At 73.6% G+C, this 17,537-nt stretch carries 9 protein-coding genes; 1 reads left to right on the top strand and 8 read right to left on the bottom strand.

All coding sequences use genetic code 11. The annotated features are described in order from the left end of the window. Nucleotides 1-204 precede the first annotated feature (204 nt). The 5 genes from ACFXGN_RS20765 to ACFXGN_RS20745 all read right to left on the bottom strand — a co-directional run bounded on the left by ACFXGN_RS20765 (nt 205) and on the right by ACFXGN_RS20745 (nt 12,370). Nucleotides 205-1,869 carry a succinic semialdehyde dehydrogenase gene (locus ACFXGN_RS20765; protein WP_384861111.1) on the bottom strand — a complete coding sequence of 555 codons (1,665 nt, stop codon included), beginning with the start codon at nt 1,867-1,869 and terminating at the stop codon, nt 205-207. A 198-nt stretch (nt 1,870-2,067) separates the two neighbouring features. Then, entirely contained in the window at nt 2,068-4,059 is a 1,992-nt protein-coding gene (locus ACFXGN_RS20760) for a serine/threonine-protein kinase (RefSeq protein ID WP_384861109.1), read from the bottom strand. Nucleotides 4,060-4,205: 146 nt separating this feature from the next. Next, nucleotides 4,206-7,700: a protein kinase gene (locus ACFXGN_RS20755; RefSeq protein ID WP_384861106.1), complete on the bottom strand. Its 3,495-nt coding sequence runs from the start codon at nt 7,698-7,700 to the stop codon at nt 4,206-4,208. A 158-nt stretch (nt 7,701-7,858) separates the two neighbouring features. Further along, the gene (locus ACFXGN_RS20750) at nt 7,859-9,919 is read right to left on the bottom strand and encodes a protein kinase (protein ID WP_384861103.1); all 2,061 of its coding nucleotides are present in this window, start codon (nt 9,917-9,919) and stop codon (nt 7,859-7,861) included. Between the two features lie 744 nt (nt 9,920-10,663). Continuing rightward, nucleotides 10,664-12,370: a glycerol-3-phosphate dehydrogenase/oxidase gene (locus ACFXGN_RS20745; RefSeq protein WP_384861100.1), complete on the bottom strand. Its 1,707-nt coding sequence runs from the start codon at nt 12,368-12,370 to the stop codon at nt 10,664-10,666. A 272-nt stretch (nt 12,371-12,642) separates the two neighbouring features. Between ACFXGN_RS20745 and ACFXGN_RS20740 the strand changes: the two genes are divergently transcribed. After that, nucleotides 12,643-13,884: a nucleotide sugar dehydrogenase gene (locus ACFXGN_RS20740; protein WP_384861097.1), complete on the top strand. Its 1,242-nt coding sequence runs from the start codon at nt 12,643-12,645 to the stop codon at nt 13,882-13,884. Between the two features lie 56 nt (nt 13,885-13,940). Here the strand turns inward: ACFXGN_RS20740 and ACFXGN_RS20735 are convergent, their stop codons facing one another. The 3 genes from ACFXGN_RS20735 to ACFXGN_RS20725 form a co-directional block, all read right to left on the bottom strand. Continuing rightward, a complete protein-coding gene (locus ACFXGN_RS20735) occupies nt 13,941-15,065 on the bottom strand; it encodes a GuaB3 family IMP dehydrogenase-related protein (protein ID WP_384861094.1) in 1,125 nt (374 codons plus the stop codon). Nucleotides 15,066-15,170: 105 nt separating this feature from the next. Beyond that, complete coding sequence (gene guaB, locus ACFXGN_RS20730) at nt 15,171-16,673, bottom strand: IMP dehydrogenase (RefSeq protein ID WP_384861092.1); 1,503 nt, start codon at nt 16,671-16,673, stop codon at nt 15,171-15,173. 151 nt (nt 16,674-16,824) lie between these two features. Next, the gene (locus ACFXGN_RS20725) at nt 16,825-17,427 is read right to left on the bottom strand and encodes a sigma-70 family RNA polymerase sigma factor (protein WP_351795842.1); all 603 of its coding nucleotides are present in this window, start codon (nt 17,425-17,427) and stop codon (nt 16,825-16,827) included. Nucleotides 17,428-17,537 lie beyond the last annotated feature (110 nt).

Raw genomic sequence — 17,537 nt, 5'->3', positions numbered from 1 at the left:
CTCTCCTCGGACGAAAAAGGGCGGAACTCGTACGGAAAAGTGCGGAACTCGTGCGGGAAGGGACGAGGCTCGTACGGGCAGGGGCGGAGCCCGTACGAGACAGGGCGGGGTTCGCACGGGAGGGGCCGAGCCCGTACGAGCTCCGGGGCAGGGTCCGTACGGGCTCCGGGGCGGGCCCGTGCGCCGGAGGGGGCGGGGCGGTGGTCAGCGCAGGCGCAGGGCCTTCATCACCTTCAGGGACGTGCTCATGAACGCGGCGTACTTCTCGTCGTCCATGCCGAAGGAGGGCGCGAGCGGCATCAGCCGCTGCTGGGCGACGGTCTGGGCCTCGGTGTACTTGAGGATGCCCTCGGAACCGTGGCGGCGGCCGAGCCCGGAGTCCTTCATGCCGCCCATCGGGGACTGCACGCTGCCGTAGGCGGGGGCGTACCCCTCGTTGATGTTGACGGTGCCGGTGCGCAGCCGGGCCGCGACGGCGTGGCCCCGGCGGGAGTCCTTCGTCCAGACCGAGGAGTTCAGGCCGTACGGGGTGGCGTTCGCCAGGCGGACGGCCTCGTCCTCGTCGGTGAAGCGGTAGACCGAGACGACCGGGCCGAAGGTCTCCTCGGCGCAGACGGCCATCGGGGCTTCGACGCCGTCGAGGATGGTCGGCTCGTAGAAGAGGGGGCCGATGTCGGGGCGCGCGACGCCGCCCGCGACGAGCCGGGCGCCCTTGGCGACGGCCTCCTCGACGTGCTGAGTGACGGTCTCCAGCTGCCGGGCGCCGACGAGGGAGCCCATGTCGGCCCCGTACGCGAGGGAGTTGCCGAGCCGCATGGCCTTGGTGCGGGCGGCGAAGCGGTCGAGGAAGGCGTCCGCGACGGACTCGTGGACGTACAGGCGCTCGATGGAGATGCAGAGCTGGCCCGCGGAGGAGAAGCAGGCGCGGACGGCACCGGCGGCGGCCTTCTCGATGTCGGCGTCCTTCAGGACGAGCATCGCGTTCTTGCCACCGAGCTCCAGGGTGACGCCGACGAGGCGGGCGGCGGCGCCCTGGGCGACCTCGCGGCCGGTACGGGTCGAGCCGGTGAAGGAGACGTAGTCGGCGTGCTTGACGACCTCGGGGCCGACGACCGGGCCCTCGCCGAGGACGACCTGGAAGACCCCGGCGGGCAGCCCGGCCTCGATGAGCAGGTCACGGGCCCACAGCGCGGTGAGCGCGGTCTCCGTGTCGGGCTTCATGACGACGGCGTTGCCCGCGACGAAGGCGGGGAGCGCGTCGCCGACGGACAGCTCCAGGGGGTAGTTCCAGGGCGCGATCTGGCCGACGACACCGCGCGGCTGGCGCAGCTCGGTGACCTTGGTCAGGGTCGGGACGACGCCGGTGTGGTGCTTGGGGCCGAGGTACCTGGGGGCCTTGCGGCCGTAGTGGCGGGCGGCGACGGCCACCGCCTGCACCTCCTCGTGGGCGTGCAGGCGGGCCTTGCCCGTCTCCAGCTGGATGAGGTCGAGGACTTCGGACTGGCGCTGGAGGACGAGGTCGTGGAAGCGCAGGAGGACGGCGGCGCGGGCCCTGACCGGGACGGCGGCCCAGCCGGGCTGGGCCGCACGCGCGCGCGTGAAGGCCTCGGCGACGTCCTCGGGGGTGGACTCGGGCAGCTCCGCGAGCCGGTCCCCGGTGAAGGGGCTGTGGTTGGCGGTCCGTCCGGAGCCGACGACGCCACGGGTGAGCCGGGCGACCACCTCGGGCGTCACGACGTCGGCGGCGGTCCGCGCGCCGGAGGGCGCGGGCGCGACCGGGTTGGTCGCCCCGGCGGGCGCGGCGGCTCCGGTCCGCCGGGCGGAGGCGTCGGGAACCGGGGGGGCGGAGGGGGCCTGCGAGTCCGTCATGAGGGCGAGCGTAGGCCGCGTTCCGCTCTTTGGGTACCCGTCGGTAACGCGTTTTCGCCGGGTACGCCCATCGCGCCAGCGATCACTGGCACATAAGCCCTGATCAGGGGGTTGTGGCTGGCGGAGGGGCGCACCGGAGATTCTTCACCCGTTGGCGGGTACGCGTCGGGCGGGCCCGGCGCGTACCCGCGCGGCCGTTCAGTCGCCCGGGGCCCGCCAGTGCTGGAGGACCACGTCGAACTGCTCCCGGGTGGTCTCCCAGCTGGACTCGGGCGAGGACATGTAGATCGCGTACTCGGTGCCGTCGTCCGCGTAGTAGATCTGGTCGATGGCGTGCCGGGGGCCGGGGAAGTTCTTCTTCTCCGTCCAGGTGAACTCCCACAGGCAGGAACGCACCTGGTCGCGGTAGGCCGTCTGGACGAGCTTGACCCGGGTGTAGTCCATCCGCTGCCGCAGGGCGCGCTCCAGGTCGAGCGCGTGCATGTACGGGTTCTCGTAGTCGGGGTTGCGGTCGATGCTGATCCGGATGCGGTGCCGCCCGTTGTCCGGGGTGTAGTCGATCTGGTCGCCCTCCAGCTGCCGCTTCCAGCCGTCCGGCACGACGAGGCTGAAGCCCGCCGGGTCCTCGACGCGGTGCCAGCCGTCCGGGACCGCGTTCGCCTTCTCGCGGACGGCGGGGGCGCTGGACTTCGGCGGGGGCGCGGGGGCGGACGCGCTGGTCGTGGTCCGGCCGCCTCCGCCGCCGAGGTCACCGCCCAGGTGGTTCATCGTGGCGAAGACGGCGCCGCCCGCGACGAGCCCGGCGATCACGGCGGCCAGGGCGACGGTCCGCCAGCGGCCCCCGCCGCCCCCGGCCGGGGGCGGCGGTACGGCGGTGGGGTGGGAGGGGGGCCAGGAGTCCGGCCCGGAAGGGGACGGAGAAGGGGCCTGGGGCGGCTGCGGCCACTGGCTCGTGGGGGCCGGGGCGGTCGCGCCGGGGGTGCCCTTCGCGGCGGGGGACCCGGCCGTACCGCTGGATCCGGCTGTGCCGCTGGATCCGGCCGTACCGCTGGATCCGTCGGCCGCCTGGGTCACGCCGGACCCACTCGCCGTACGAGTCCCGTCAGCTCCACCGGGCCCACTGAGCCCACTGTGCCTACGGGTCCCACCAGACCCATCAGTCTCATGGGCCCCATGGGACCCACCAGCCCCGTGAGTCCCGCCGTCCCCGCCGTCCCCGCCGTCCTCACCCAGTTCCACCAGATCGGACGGGTCCAGGGAGCCCGCCGGACCGGAGCCCCGGCCGTCGACGGTCGGCTCCAGTTCCTCCCGGTTCACCCGCTGCGTCGGGACGAACGCCTGTGCCGCCTCCGGCGTCCGGCCCTCCATCGCTTCGAGCAGCATCCGCTCGGCCTCGTCCGCGCGCGGACGCTGGTCGGGGTCCTTGCGCAGCAGGGCCACGATGACGGGGGCCAGCGGGCCCGCCTTCACCGGGCGCGACGGCTCCTCGCCGACCACGGCCTGCATGGTGCTGATCGGAGACGTACGACGGAACGGGGAGGTGCCCTCCACGGCCGCGTACAGGGTGGCGCCCAGGGACCACAGGTCCGAGGCGGGCCCCGGATCGCCGCCGCGTACCCGCTCGGGCGCCAGATAGTCGATCGAGCCGACGAGTTCACCCGTACGGGTGATCGTCGAGTCGCCTTCGATGGCCGCGATCCCGAAGTCGGTGATCAGGACGCGTCCGTCGCGCGCGAGGAGGACGTTGCCCGGCTTGACGTCCCGGTGCAGCACCCCCGCCTCGTGCGCGGCGCGCAGCGCGCCGACGACGTGCAGCCCGATCCTGGCCGCCTCGCGCGGCTCGATCGTGCCCGCCTCCTTGGCGGCGTCGGCGAGCGACGGCCCGTCGACGTACTGCATCACGATCCACGGCCGGTCGTCGTGTTCCAGCACGTCATGGACCGTGACGACGCCCGGGTGCGTGATCCGCGCGGCGGCTCTCGCCTCCTTCTGCGTCCGGGCGTGCAGCACCAGCCGGTCGGCCTCCGCCACGAAGCGACCCGCCGTCAGTTCCTTCACCGCCACCACGCGGTGCAGCACCTCGTCGTGCGCGCGCCAGACCTTGCCCATGCCGCCGCGCCCGATGGCCTCGCCCAGTCGGTAGCGCCCGGCGAGCAGCAGTCCCTCGCCTGTGCTCTGAGAATGTTCCACTTGCCCCCGCCCGTTCCTTCGGATGCCAGGTTACGGAGGGGGGTACGGACGGCGGAACCTCGGGGCGGTCATAGGAACAGCACTGTGACCGGGGGCCGATGGGCGTTCCGGGGCGGCCACGGAATCCGTGGCCGTCCCGGTGCCGCTCAGCGGCCCGGCCGGAACGCCTTCGTGGCCTCGTCGAAGATCTCGGACACCTTGTCGCTGTCGGCGTAGGGGCCGATGACCTGCACGACGTGATACCGCCCGCCGTCGATCAGGGCCAGGTTGCGGACGAAGACCTGACGGCCCGTGCTGTCCAGCCACCAGTAACTGCCGGTGGCCGTCGCCGTCCTGCCGATGTCGACCCGGCGGGTCCTCTCCATCCCCGACCAGCTCGACGCCCGCCACGGATCCAGCTCCCGCTCCCTGGTGTTCTGGTACTCCAGCGGGTCGGAGCCGTTCTCCCGGACGGCGTCCCGGCCGGGCACCACGATCATCGTGAAGTCCCGTCCGGTGTAGCGGACTTGCCCGGCGTCGTTGATCGGGCTGCGCCGCCAGCCGTTCGGCACCCCGATCCGGAAGCCCTCCGGGTCCTGCCGCAAGGAGTATCCGGCGGCGAGCGCGGGCGCCGAGGGGTCCGCCGGGGGCGGGGTGGTGCGCGGGGCGGTCGGCCGGGCGGTCGTCGCCGAAGGACCGCCGGTGGGCGGGGTGGTGCCGGGGTCCGGGGCCGTGCCGGACGGGGCGGGGCCGGTGGCGGCGGGCCCGTTCGGCGTCTCCCCGTCACCGGGCATGACCAGGACGGCGTACGCGACCGCCCCGCCGAGCAGGAGGAAGACGAGGACCACGAGGGTGCGGCCGAGGGACTTCGGCGTGCCGGAACGGGGGCGCCGGGCGGCCGAGGACCGCGCGGTACGGGGCGCCCGCTGCGGGATCTCCTCGTCGAAGTCCTGGGGGTGCTGGTCCCCGTCGAAGCCACCGAACCCGCCGAACCGCCCGCGCCCGCCCTGACGCGGCCCCTCGTCGAAGTCGTCGTGGACGTCCTGCCGGGCCGGGGCGTGGCGGGGGCCGTCGTCGAAGTCGTCGTGCGGGTCCCGGAAGGGGCCGTCGTGGAAGTCCTGGCGCGTGTCCCCGGCGGCACCGGGACCGAACTCCTCGCGGTCACCGCCGGGCCCGCGCTCGGCGTACCCGGGTTCCCGCTGCTCGTACCCGGGTTCCGGCTGCTCGTACCCGGGTCCTGACCGCTCGTACCCGGCCGGTACGCGGTCGGTCTCGTACTCGGGCGGCTGCCCGGCCCCGCGCGGGGCCGGAGGGCGCGGCTCCTTGCCCCGCTTGTGACGGTGGCGGCCCGCGCCCAATCCGCGCCGACGGCGCACCAGCTCGCCGCGTCTGCGCACGATCGGCAGCCGCGCCTCGTCGAAGGGCGGCGGCGGTACGGTTCCGGCGCCCGCCTCCGGTTCGGGGGCGGAGCGCACCAGGGACCGCAGCCAGCCCCGCAGCTCCTCGAAGTCGGGCCGCTCGGTCGGGTCCTGACGCAGCAGGGACTCCACGACCGGGCGCAGCGGACCGCACTCCTCCGCGAAGGCGGGCGGTTCGGCGCAGACCAGCTGGACCAGTTCCGCCGCGTTGTCCTCCGGGTAGGGCGCGTGGCCCTGGACGGCCCGGTAGAGGAGCGCGCCGAGGGCCCACAGGTCGGTGGAGGGGCCGATCGGCGGGGCGAGGCGCCAGTTCTCGTGGACGGGACCTGCCTGCTCGGGCGCCCAGCGCTCGGTGACCGCCCCGACGACCGCGATCCGGGTCTGCCGGGCCCGCTCGGCGGCCAGCCGGGTGCCGGGGCCCCGGTACGTCTCCGCCGGAATCCCGGCGGACGCGCTCTGCCGGGCGCCGACGGGGACCGGGAAGCGGTCGGGGTCGGGCAGCCGGTCGGGGTCGGGGGTCGCGGCCGTGTATCCGGCGGGCAGCGCGGGGCGGCCCGATCCGGGCAGCACGGGGCCGGAACCGCCGGCGGGGATCGGTCCCGAGCCGTCCCGGGAGGTGTGCGGGCCGTCGCTCCAGTTGCCCGCCAGCATCACGCGCGGCGGCGGACCGGCCGGGGGACCGGCCGGCCGGGTGCCGTCGTCGTACGGGTCGTCGCCGTCGTCCTCGTCGTCCGCCTCGTCCGCCACCCGTGCCCACCACTGCGGCTCGGGCGAGCCGACCGCCTGGGCCGTGGGCGGCGGGGGCGGGGCGGGCGGGTCCTGCGGCGCGGGGCGCTGGACGGGGAGCGCGCCGGTCTCGCCGATCGCGGCGGCGGCCCGCGCTCCGGCGCGGTAGGCCGCGATGGCTCCGGCCCTCGCCGCCCGGACGTCCGCGGTGGGCGGCACGGACGGGGACCCCCGCTCGGCGGGAGCCCCGGCCGACCGCCCGTAGGGGTCGGAGCCGTAGGACCCGGGGGCGGTGCCGTAGGGGGACGCGGAGGCGTCCGTGTCGTCGGGGTCGTGGAGGGTTCCGGCGCCGTGGGGGGTTTCGTGGACGTCGCCGTGGGCGTGGGCGTCGGCGTGGGCGTCGGCGTGGGCCCGGGGCCCGGTCCCGGTGGCCGCCTCGACACGCGCATCGGCGTCGGCGTACGGGTCGCCGTAGGGATCGTCGTACGCGTCCGACAGCTCCGGGTCCAGGTCCGGGTCCAGGTCCGGGGTCCCGTAGGGGACGGGGACGTGGGCGCCGGGGACCACGGGTGCCGGAACGGGCACGAGGCCCCCCGTCCCGTCCGCCCCGTACGGGACCGGTCCGCCGCCCTCCTCGTAGACCTCGGCCTCGTACGGCTCGGAGCCGTACAGCCCGGAGTCGTACTCCCCGGGCCCGTCGAAGCTCCCGGGCGGCTGGAAGTCTCCGGACTTCTCGAAGCGCCCGGAACCCCCGGATCCTCCGAGGTCCCCGGAGTCCTGGAAGTCCCGGGGATCGTCATGGCCCTCGGAATCCTCGGGGTCGTACCCCTGCGGGTGGCGGGGGGCGGTCGGCCGCCGGTCGTCGGGGGCGCTCTCCGGGGCGTGCCAACCGGACGGCTCCGGTTCCGCCTCGGGGACCGGCGCGTACCCGCAGAGGGCCTCCTCGGCGGCGCCCACCGCCAGACCCGAGAGGACCACCCGGCCGTCCTCGCAGACCAGCACGGTCCGGGCGGTGATGTTCCGGTGCACCCAGCCGTGCGCGTGCAGGGCGCGCAGGGCGGTGAGGACGTCGGCGCCGATCTCGGCGGCGCGGTACGGGTTGAGGGGCTGTTCGGCGAGGAGCGCGGCCAGCGGGCGGGCGGCGACGCGCTCGCTCACTATCCACAGCGAACCGGCCTCCGCGAAGACGTCGAAGACCTGGTCGAGCAGGGGGTGGTCGGGGATCTGCGCGGCGGCCTGGGCCGCCTCGATCGCCCGGCGCACGACGGGCTCGGCCGGACGGCGGGTCGCCCGCCCCGCGCCGCCCCGCGCCCCGGCGGACCCGTCCTCGCCGTCGAGCACTTCGGCGTCCACGAACTCCGGCAGCGGCACCTGACGGACCAGGACCTCCTGCCCGCTGTAGGTGTCGAAGGCGCGCGTCTCGGTCAGGTCGTACGCGTCGGCGGGCGCGTCGGCGCCCCCCGGCGGCAGCGGCAGGCGGTAGCGGTCCGCCAGCACCCTTCCCGCGTAGTCGTCCACGACGCCTCCCCCGCGCGCACGCTGTGTCCCCCGTGGCCCGCCGGAGCCCCGAGGTCGTGCGGGATCGGGCGGGTCCGTCGATTCCGGTCACGGACCGTGCGGTCGACGGCTCTGTTCGACTGCGTACGGTCCTCGGCCCTCACGATACGTGGGAGCGGTCAGTCCTTGGGGCTGAACGTCCCGAACGCGGTCTCCCGCAGCGTCCGGCACTGCTCGGCGTCCCATTCCTCCGCCTTGCAGCTGACCATGATGGAGTAGCCGCGGTCGGCGTCCACCTTGAAGCCCCGGTTGAGCACATGGACCCGCATGTCCTGCTGGGTCCGCTCGAACTCCCAGTCGGCGACGGTCGGATATCCCTTGTAGGACACCGTCCTGATGCCGACGTGCTTGTACCCCTTGCTGGTGGCGGCCACTCCGAGCTTGGCCAACTCCCAGGCAGCCGCCGCGTCGTCCTTCGGGCTGCCGTTGAAGTCGACCTGGACGCGCGGGAAACCGCCGCTCTCGCTGAATATCGCGCCGCCGCTGTATCCCGGTATGGCACGCATCCGGAAGTTCGCGGGCATGACCATGCCGAAGTGGAAACGGGCGTTGGTGACCAGGGCGTATCCGGCGGGCAGGCGCGTGCCCGTGCCCCCGTCGGTGCTCCCCGACGGGGTGCCGCCGGTGCCGTTCGACCCTCCGGTGGTGCTGGTGGAGCCGGTGCCGTCCGGCTGCGTGCCGCCCTGCTGGCCGGGGCCGCCGGGCTGCTGGCCCTTGCCGCCTTCGGAGCCGCCGGAGCCGTCCGAGCCGTCGCCGCCCGCCGAGGCACCGGCCGACGCGGTGGTGCCGCCCTTGCCCTGGTCGCCCTCCTCGCCACCGCCGAGGGAGACGGCGAGGATCGTGCCGAGCAGGGCGAGCACCACGACGGCCACGATGATGATCAGCGTGCGGCGCGGGACGACGTCGGTGAGCGGGGCGCGCGCCGGGGCGGGACGGCCGGTGCCGTGCGCCTGCGCGGAGTTCACCGCCGCCCTGGGGGGCGGGACCGTCGCGGGCGCGCCCGTCGACGGCCGGTCGGCCTTCGACGGGACCGCCGCGTTCCGCACGGACTTCAGGGCGCCCCGCATCCGGTCGGCCGTCGCGTCGGGCGCCTTGTCCCGGTCGGCCGCCTGACCCTGCGCGCCCGGCCCCCGCTCGGGGCGGGGCGGCAGCGGTACGACCCTGGTGACCTCGGGCGACACCTCGGGGGTCGTGTCGGGCGCGTCGAGGACCGCCCGCAGCAGGACGCGCGCACCGGCGTCGTCGAGGCGCTGGGCCGGGTCCTTGGCGAGCAGCCCGTAGATGACCTTCTCCAGGTCGGGGCCCGCGTTCTTCGGGGGGTCGACCGGTTCGGTCATCACCGCCGTCAGGGTGGCGATGGCGGAGCCCTTGTCGTACGGCGGGCTGCCCTCGACCGCCGCGTAGATCAGACCGCCGAGCGACCACATGTCGGCGGCGGGGCCCGGCTTGTGGCCCCGGGCGCGCTCCGGCGAGATGTACGAGGGCGCGCCGACGAGCATCCCGGTGGAGGTGATCGAGGGGTCGCCCTCCACCTGGGCGATGCCGAAGTCGGTGAGGACGGCCCGGCCGTCCTCGGCGATCAGCACGTTGGACGGCTTCACGTCACGGTGCAGGATGCCCTCGCGGTGAGCCGAACGCAGCACGTCGAGGATGGCGAGGCCGACCTCGGCGGCGCGCCGGGGCGTGAGCGTGCCGTCCTCGCGCACGGCGTCCGCGAGGGACTTGCCCTCGATGAGCTCCATGACGATCCACGGGCGGTCGTCCTCGTCGACGACGTCGTACACGGTGACGGCGCCGTTGTTGCGGATACGGGCGATGGCCTTCGCCTCGCGCAGGGTCCGCGTGATGAGGCGGCGCTTCTCGTCCTCGTCGATGCTGGTGGGGAAACGGAGTTCCTTGACGGCGACGGTACGGCCGAGGGTCTCGTCGACCGCGCGCCACACCGTGCCCATGCCGCCGCGTCCGAGGACCGCGCCGAGGCGGTAGCGGCCCGCGAGGAGGCGGCCCTCAGCGACCGGGTCCTTGCGCGGCCGGGCGCCGCCGGTGGCACGCGCGGTGCCCGCCGGGCGCCCCCGGTCGCTCTCGCCGTCGCCGTCGCCCGCGCCGAACCCGGCACGGCCGGTGGAGGGCTCGGTACCGCGCAGCCGCCCGGAGGCGGCGGCCTCCTGACCGTCCTTCACATCCGAACCGGCGGAGACACCCGAGCGTTCCGAACCGCCCGTACCGCCCGTACCGCTCAGATCACTCGGATCACCCAGATCGGTCGGATCATCAGACGTACCAAGGGCGTCCGCGTCACGGGAGTCACGCGAAGCACGCGGATCACCAGCGCCACCGGAGCCACGGGAGGCGCCTGGACCACGCGAGACACCAGAACCACCGGAGCCACGGGAAACACCAGAGCCACCCGACGCCCGGGGATCACCGACGGCACCGGCCTTCCCGGAAGCCCCAGAGGCTCCGGAAGCCCCGGCGGCGTCCTCGCCGCCCGAACCGCCCGCGCTCTCCCGCCCGGTCACACTCTCCGAGCCGGTGGCGTCCCCCGGCCCCGTCCCGTCCTCAGGACCGGCCCCGGCGGCCCGCTCGGGGGAGTCGTCCTCCCCGTGCGGCTTCCGCTCGTCCCGCTCCGGTTCACGCGCGGCCGGAACCGCTCCTCGGTCGCCGTCGGTCGCGGCCCCTGCGGCGTCCCGCCCGGGGTCCTTCGCCGTGTCCCGCGACTGCTCCGCCTCCGACATGCGTCCCCTCTGCGATCCCTGATCTTCGCCGCGTCTGCCGCTTCCCGCGCGATGCGGTAACCCGCCCTGGAAGAGAGCTCATTGTCTCTCACCTCAGCACGGGCGGCGCCCCCGGGTCCGAACTCCGGTAGGACGACGCCCCTGGACACCCCCGGGGTCCCACCCGAACCGGACGACCCGGACGTCCCGTCAGATCGGCACGATGTCCGGTGCTCCGAGCCGTGCGGCGTCCGCCGTCTGGTCGTCGGGCTGCCGCTGCGACTCCCGCTCCGCCTCCACCCGCTTCTCGTAGTGCTCGACCTCCTTCTCGATCTGGCGCTCGTCCCAGCCGAGGACGGGCGCCATCAGCCCGGCGCACTCGCGGGCGCTGCGCGTGCCCCGGTCGAAGGTCTCGATGGAGATCCTGGTCCGCCGGGTGAGGACGTCGTCGAGGTGGCGCGCGCCCTCGTGCGAGGCGGCGTAGACGATCTCGGCACGCAGGTAGTCGTCGGCCGCCGACAGCGGTTCGCCGAGCGAGGGGTCCCCGGCGATCAGATCGAGGATCTGCTCCGTCAGGGAGCCGTAGCGGTTGAGGAGGTGCTCGACCCGGACGACATGGAGGCCGGTGCGCGCGGCGATCCTGGCCCGTGCGTTCCACAGGGCCCGGTAGCCCTCGGCACCGAGCAGCGGGGTGTCCTCGGTGACACAGGGCGCGACGCGCTGGTCGAGTCCGTGCACCGCCTCGTCCACGGCGTCCTCGGCCATGACCCGGTACGTCGTGTACTTGCCGCCCGCCACGACGACGAGGCCCGGCACCGGGTGGGCGACGGTGTGCTCGCGCGAGAGCTTGCTCGTGGCGTCGGACTCGCCCGCGAGCAGGGGCCGCAGTCCCGCGTAGACGCCCTGGACGTCGTCCCGGGTGAGCGGGGTGGAGAGCACCCCGTTCACATGCTCCAGGAGATAGTCGATGTCGGCACTGGACGCGGCGGGATGGGCCTTGTCGAGGTCCCACTCGGTGTCCGTCGTGCCGACGATCCAGTGTCTGCCCCAGGGGATCACGAACAGCACGGACTTCTCGGTGCGCAGGATGAGTCCGGTGGTCGAGTGGATGCGGTCCTTGGGCACGACGAGGTGGATGCCCTTGGAGGCGCGGACGTGGAACTGGCCGCGCTCGCCGATGAGGGCCTGGGTGTCGTCGGTCCACACCCCGGTCGCGTTGACGATCTGCTTGGCCCTGATCTCGTACGCGACCCCTGCCTCGACGTCCTGGACGCGGGCGCCGACGACCCGCTCGCCCTCGCGCAGGAAGCCGGTGACCCGGGCCCGGCTGGCGACCCTGGCGCCGTAGGACGCGGCGGTGCGCACGAGGGTGGTGACGAAGCGGGCGTCGTCCATCTGGGCGTCGTAGTACTGGAGGGCGCCGACGAGGGCGTCCTTGCGGAGGCAGGGCGCGACCCGCAGGGCGCCGCGCCGGGAGAGGTGCCGGTGGACGGGGAGGCCCCGGCCGTGGCCCGAGGAGAGCGACATCGCGTCGTACAGGGCGACGCCGGAGCCCGCGTAGAACCGCTCCCAGCCCTTGTGCTGGAGGGGGTAGAGGAAGGGCACCGGCTTCACCAGGTGCGGGGCGAGGCGCTCCAGGAGGAGCCCGCGCTCCTTCAGCGCCTCCCGTACGAGGGTGAAGTCCAGCATCTCCAGATAGCGCAGTCCGCCGTGGATGAGCTTGCTGGAGCGGCTGGACGTGCCGGAGGCCCAGTCCCGGGCCTCGACCAGGCCGGTGGAGAGCCCTCTCGTCACCGCGTCGAGGGCGGTCCCGGCGCCGACCACTCCCGCGCCGACGACCAGCACGTCCAGTTCGCGCTCGGCCATGGCCGCGAGCGCCTCGGTGCGCTCGGCGGGTCCCAGTGTCGCTGTCCTCACGGCTGCCGCCTTCCCGTTCTCCGGTTTCCCCCGTCGTTCCGGCACGAGAGCCGGGACCGTGCGGTCCGGCTCACAGCTCGATTCTGTCCCGACCCGGCGACTTCAGCCACCGTCCCACCGGCGGCCTGTGGATAACACTCGGCGCCCTTCGACCTCTCAATACAACATATCGGTCATATTTACTCCTAGTCTGACATTGCGCTCGACCCCGTTCTGTCCACCGGGCTTGCGCCCCGCGTCTCCTCCGGCTACTGGGAAGGACGGCCCACCCCATGCCCGCAGACCTCGCCGTCATCGGCCTCGGCCACCACGGTCTCCCCCTCGCCCGAGCCGCCGCCGCCGCGGGCATCGACACCGTCGGCTACGACACCGACCCCCGGCCCGTCGCCGAACTCGCCGCCGGGCGCTCCCCCGCCGACGGCCCCCTGACCGTCCCCGAGGTCCGCCGGATGCTCGCCGGAGGATTCCGACCGACCGCCGACCCCGCCGAACTCGGCCGGGTCCGCACCGCCGTCATCTGCGTCCCCACCCCGCTCGGCCCCGACCGCGCCCTCGACCTCGCCGCCGTCGTCGGCGCCGCCCGCGCGCTCGCCGCCCGGCTGCGCCCCCACACCACCGTCCTCCTGGAGTCCCCCGTCCCGCCGGGCACCACCGAGGGCCTGCTCCGCGACCTCCTCGAAGAGGGCTCCGGCCTCCGCGCCGGACGCGACTTCCACCTCGCGTACTCCCCCGGCCGCCTCGACCCCGGCAGCCGCACCCACGGCTTCGCCGGCACCCCCAAGGTCATCGGCGGCCTCACCCCCGCCTGCACCGAATCGGCCGCCGCCTTCTACGGACGGCTCACCGACAAGGTGGTACGCGCGCGCGGCCCCCGCGAGGCCGAGACCGTCAAGCTCCTGGAGACCAACTTCCGGCACGTCAACATCGCCCTCGTCAACGAGATGGCGGTGCTCTGCCACGAACTCGGCGTGGACCTGTGGGACGTCATCCGCTGCGCCGAGACCAAGCCCTTCGGCTTCCAGGCCTTCCGGCCCGGCCCCGGCGTCGGCGGCCACGGCGCCCCCGTCGACACCGTCGGCGCCCACCGCCCGCTCCGGCTCGTGGAACTCGCGGGCCAGGTCAACGAACGGATGCCGCGGTACGTCGTCCAGCGCGCCGCCACCCTCCTCAACGAGCACGGCAAGTCGGCCAGGGGCGCCCGCGTCCTCCTCCTCGGCATCACCTACAAGCCCGACCTCCCCGACCGCCAGGGCTCCCCCGCCGACGAGATCGCCCGCCGTCTGATGGACCTCGGCGCGGCCGTCAGCTACCACGACCCGCACGTCCCCGACTGGCGCGTCCGCGAGCTGCCCGTCCCCCGCGCGGACTCCCTCTACGAGGCCGCCGCCCACGCCGACCTGACGGTCCTGCTCCAGCACCACCGCACGTACGACCTCCAGGGACTCTCCGTGAAGGCCCAGCTGCTCCTCGACACCCGGGGCGCCACCCCCACCGGCGCGGCCCACCGGCTGTGAACGCCCGAGGGCCCCGCACCGGTCGGTGCGGGGCCCTCGGGGAGGTACGGAAGCCGTCAGCGCTTGTGCTGGGCGTCCGCGACCGTGACCTCGACGCGCTGGAACTCCTTGAGCTCGCTGTAGCCCGTGGTGGCCATCGCGCGGCGCAGGGCGCCGAAGAAGTTCATCGAGCCGTCCGGGGTGTGCGACGGGCCCGCGAGGATCTCCTCGGTGGTGCCGACGATGCCCAGGTCGACCAGCTTGCCGCGCGGCACGTCCTCGTGGACGGCCTCCATGCCCCAGTGGTGGCCCTTGCCGGGCGCGTCCGTGGCACGGGCCAGCGGGGAACCGATCATGACCGCGTCGGCACCGCAGGCGATGGCCTTCGGCAGGTCGCCGGACCAGCCCACGCCGCCGTCGGCGATGACGTGCACGTACCGGCCGCCGGACTCGTCCATGTAGTCGCGGCGGGCCGCGGCCACGTCGGCGACCGCGGTCGCCATCGGGACCTGGATGCCCAGCACGTTGCGGGTGGTGTGCGCCGCCCCGCCGCCGAAGCCCACGAGGACGCCCGCCGCGCCGGTCCGCATCAGGTGCAGGGCCGCCGTGTACGTGGCACAGCCGCCGACGATCACCGGGACGTCCAGCTCGTAGATGAACTGCTTCAGGTTCAGCGGCTCGGACGCGCCGGACACGTGCTCGGCGGAGACCGTCGTACCCCGGATGACGAAGAGGTCCACGCCCGCGTCGACGACCGCCTTGGAGAACTGGGCGGTGCGCTGCGGGGAGAGCGCGGCGGCGGTGACGACACCGGAGTCGCGCACCTCCTTGATGCGCTGCCCGATCAGCTCCTCCTTGATCGGAGCCGCGTAGATCTCCTGCAGACGGCGGGTCGCGCTCGCCTCGTCCAGCCCGGCGATCTCGTCGAGCAGCGGCTGCGGGTCGTCGTACCGGGTCCAGAGACCCTCCAGGTTCAGCACGCCGACGCCGCCCAGCTCACCGATGCGGATGGCGGTCTGCGGCGAGACGACCGAGTCCATCGGGGCGGCCAGGAACGGCAGCTCGAACCGGTAGGCATCGATCTGCCAGGCGATCGAGACCTCCTTCGGGTCCCGGGTGCGGCGGCTCGGGACGACGGCGATGTCGTCGAACGCGTACGCCCTACGGCCGCGCTTGCCGCGCCCGATCTCGATCTCAGTCACGATGTGTGGCCTTTCCCTCTACGTCTGCGCCTACCAGTATCCCCGACACACGCGCGAGGGGCGGTTCCGGGCACCTCCCGGAACCGCCCCCACGCTCGCGCTCTGTTACTTCCTGCTGTAGTTCGGTGCCTCGACCGTCATCTGGATGTCGTGCGGGTGGCTCTCCTTGAGGCCCGCGGACGTGATGCGGACGAACCGGCCGTTCGTCTGGAGCTCCGGCACCGTGCGACCGCCGACGTAGAACATCGACTGACGCAGTCCGCCGACCAGCTGGTGGACGACCGCGGAGAGCGGACCCCGGTACGGCACCTGGCCCTCGATGCCCTCGGGCACCAGCTTCTCGTCGGAGGCCACGCCCTCCTGGAAGTAGCGGTCCTTCGAGAAGGAACGCTGCTCGCCACGGGACTGCATGGCACCGAGCGAACCCATGCCCCGGTACGACTTGAACTGCTTGCCGTTGATGAAGAGCAGCTCGCCCGGGGACTCCTCGCAGCCCGCGAGCAGCGAGCCCAGCATCACGGTGTCCGCGCCCGCCACGAGGGCCTTGGCGATGTCTCCGGAGTACTGCAGACCGCCGTCGCCGATGACCGGCACACCGGCCGCCTTCGCGGCGAGGGAAGCCTCGTAGATCGCGGTGACCTGCGGCACGCCGATGCCCGCGACGACCCGGGTGGTGCAGATGGAGCCGGGGCCGACACCGACCTTGATGCCGTCGACACCGGCGTCGATCAGCGCCTGGGCGCCGTCACGGGTGGCGATGTTGCCGCCGATGACATCGACGGACGAGTTCGACTTGATCTTGGCGACCATGTCGCCGACGAGCCGGGAGTGACCGTGGGCGGTGTCCACGACGATGAAGTCGACGCCCGCCTCGATCAGCGCCTGGGCCCGCTCGTACGCGTCACCGGCGACACCGACGGCCGCCCCGACGAGCAGGCGGCCCTCCTTGTCCTTGGCCGCGTTCGGGTACTTCTCGGCCTTGACGAAGTCCTTGACCGTGATGAGGCCCTTGAGGAGGCCCGTCTCGTCGACCAGCGGCAGCTTCTCGATCTTGTGGCGGCGGAGCAGCTCCATCGCGTCCACGCCGGAGATGCCGACCTTGCCGGTGACCAGCGGCATCGGGGTCATGACCTCGCGCACCTGGCGGGCACGGTCCGACTCGAAGGCCATGTCACGGTTGGTGACGATGCCGAGGAGCCGGCCGGCCGGGTCGGTGACCGGGACGCCGCTGATGCGGAACTTGGCGCAGATCGCGTCCGCCTCGGCGAGCGTGGCGTCCGGATGCACCGTGATCGGGTCCGTGACCATGCCCGACTCGGAGCGCTTCACCAGATCGACCTGGTTGGCCTGGTCGGCGATGGAGAGGTTGCGGTGCAGCACACCGACACCACCCTGCCGGGCCATGGCGATCGCCATGCGGGACTCGGTGACCTTGTCCATCGCAGCGGAGAGCAGCGGGATGTTCACCCGCACGTTCTTCGAGATGTACGAGGCGGTGTCGATCTGGTCGGGCGCCATGTCGGACGAGCCCGGCAGCAGCAGGACGTCGTCGTAGGTCAGCCCGAGCGTCGCGAATTTCTCGGGCACTCCGTCGACGTGTGCAGTCATGACACCTTCCCCAAATGGCCTTGATCGGTGCGGATGTCCATGCTAACGGCCCGAAGCGGCGTCTCATTCCACGATCAAGATCAGCAACGAGCTTTGGACGTTCCCACGTGGACGAAAGGGCCGGGTTCCTCTGCCGGTCCTTACGCCCCGGCTACTGCTCCGCGAGCGCCCGCAGCCTGCTGAGGGCACGGTGCTGGGCGACCCGGACGGCCCCCGGGGACATGCCGAGCATCTGCCCGGTCTCCTCGGCGGTCAGCCCGACGGCGACCCGGAGCACCAGCAGTTCGCGCTGGTTCTCCGGAAGGTTGGCGAGCAGCTTCTTGGCCCACTCGGCGTCGTCGCTGAGGAGCGCGCGCTCCTCGGGGCCGAGGGAGTCGTCGGGGCGCTCGGGCATCTCGTCGGAGGGCACGGCGGTGGACCCCGGGTGCCGCATGGCGGCCCGCTGGAGGTCGGCGACCTTGTGTCCGGCGATGGCGAAGACGAACGCCTCGAAGGGCCTGCCGGTGTCCTTGTAGCGCGGCAGCGCCATCAGGACGGCGACGCAGACCTCCTGGGCCAGGTCCTCCACGAAGTGCCGGGCGTCACCCGGCAGCCGGTTGAGGCGGGTGCGGCAGTACCGCAGGGCGAGCGGATGCACGCGCGCGAGCAGGTCGTGCGTGGCCTGCGCGTCGCCTTCGACCGCGCGGCGGACGAGCGCGCCGATGTCCCCCTGCCCGGCAGGCACGGGGGAACCCACGGTGTCGTCGTCGCGCATCGCTCCATGGTGCCCCGACGCCTCCGCGTTCGCGGCACCGCGTCCGTAGTTGTGCACCGAAGCGTTATGAGCGGGTGCGCCGGAACTCATCTCCCGCGCCCTCCCCTCCC

Source organism: Streptomyces sp. NPDC059247 (assembly GCF_042754005.1).
Classification (GTDB): domain Bacteria; phylum Actinomycetota; class Actinomycetes; order Streptomycetales; family Streptomycetaceae; genus Streptomyces.
Note: the sequence above shows the minus strand (reverse complement) of the source record. Positions and strands in the feature narration are given on the sequence as shown.

Coding starts and splice junctions, on each gene's coding strand:
- ACFXGN_RS20765 (WP_384861111.1), bottom strand. CDS start 1,869: ATGACGGACTCGCAGGCCCCCTCCGCCCCCCCGGTTCCCGACGCCTCC.
- ACFXGN_RS20740 (WP_384861097.1), top strand. CDS start 12,643: ATGCCCGCAGACCTCGCCGTCATCGGCCTCGGCCACCACGGTCTCCCC.
- guaB (WP_384861092.1), bottom strand. CDS start 16,673: ATGACTGCACACGTCGACGGAGTGCCCGAGAAATTCGCGACGCTCGGG.
- ACFXGN_RS20725 (WP_351795842.1), bottom strand. CDS start 17,427: ATGCGCGACGACGACACCGTGGGTTCCCCCGTGCCTGCCGGGCAGGGG.